Origin of the sequence: Streptomyces himastatinicus ATCC 53653 (genome assembly GCF_000158915.1) — a bacterium.
GTDB lineage: Bacteria > Actinomycetota > Actinomycetes > Streptomycetales > Streptomycetaceae > Streptomyces > Streptomyces himastatinicus.
The window spans coordinates 8,285,053-8,286,169 of sequence record NZ_GG657754.1 but is presented as its reverse complement, the minus strand read 5'-3'; the positions used below and the strand labels follow the sequence as shown (position 1 = coordinate 8,286,169).

Here is a 1,117-nt window from a genome sequence, read left to right as displayed (position 1 = left end):
CCGAACACGGACCGGCCGCGGCTGGTGGGGTAGACGGGATGATCGCGGAAGGCGGCCCAGCGTGTCGTACGCGACGCCCCCGCCCATGCCGGCCCACCGCCCGGTCTCCCCGTACCGCGCGACCAGCCCCCGCACGACGCCGGGCCGGACGCGGTCGTGCAGCCGCGTGGCGTCCAGCGCGCGGTGGCATTCCCCCACGAAGGCGTCGTACAGCTCCCGGTCCTCCCCCGCCACAACCCCCCGCAACCGCCCGAGCACGCCCTCAAGCCCCCCGCACCACGACGGCCGGGGCCCCGTCGCCGGGACCCGCCTGTGCCCCGGCACGGACAGGCCCGGTGCCACCGTCGGCGCGACCCGGGCCCGGCCCGGTCGCATGCGCCGCCCCGCCAGGGCCCGCCGCGACGGGGTACGACCCGGCACGGTCCGCCCGCGCGGGCTCGCCACCGCCATCCGCGGCGCCCCGCCCGTCGAGCCGCCCGGCGCGGGCGGGCTCGGAGCCGGGGATCCCGCCCCCGGGCTGCGTCGCGTGGCCCGCTTCCGTACCGCCCGATCCGGGTTCGGCGACGGCACGGTGCGGCCCGCCGGAACCCGCCGCGACGGACCGCGGCGAGGCGCCGCCCTCAGCCCCGGCCGCGCCGGGGCCCCTCGCGATGCGCCCGGCGCGGGCAGGCCCGGGGCCGGGGCTCTCGGCCCCGGGCGACGCCGCGCGGCCCTCGCCGGTAGCACCGTCGGCGCGGTCCGGGCCCGGGTCGGGTCGCACGCGCCGCCGCGCCCGGACCCGCCGCGACGGGGCGCGGCTCGCCGCCGCCCGCCGCGGCATCGCCCGCGCCGGGGCGTCCCTCGACTGCGCCCGGTACGGCGGCATGTCCGCCGTCGACCCGGACGGGGCCGGGGCCGGGGGTCCCGGCCGGGGGCGGCGGGGCGCACTCCAGGCGTACCGGGCGGCGGGCGCGGATTTCGCACTGGAAGCCTTCCGGTTCCACCGGCAGCAGCACGGTTCCGCCCTCCCTCAGCGTGATGCGCAGCCAGTCGCCGTCGGTGCGGCGTACGGTGCGGGCGCGGCTGCGCAGCTGGTACGCGTCCTCCCGGAGCAGGGTGTCGAGCACCCGGCCGAGGA

The 1,117-nt window shown here is 81.7% G+C and carries 2 pseudogenes; both read right to left on the bottom strand.

The window, feature by feature from the left end:
* A pseudogene (locus tag SSOG_RS55045) lies at window positions 1–246 on the bottom strand (hypothetical protein); the annotation flags it as partial.
* 374 nt (window positions 247–620) lie between these two features.
* Window positions 621–1,117, bottom strand: a pseudogene (locus SSOG_RS55040) (hypothetical protein); the annotation flags it as partial.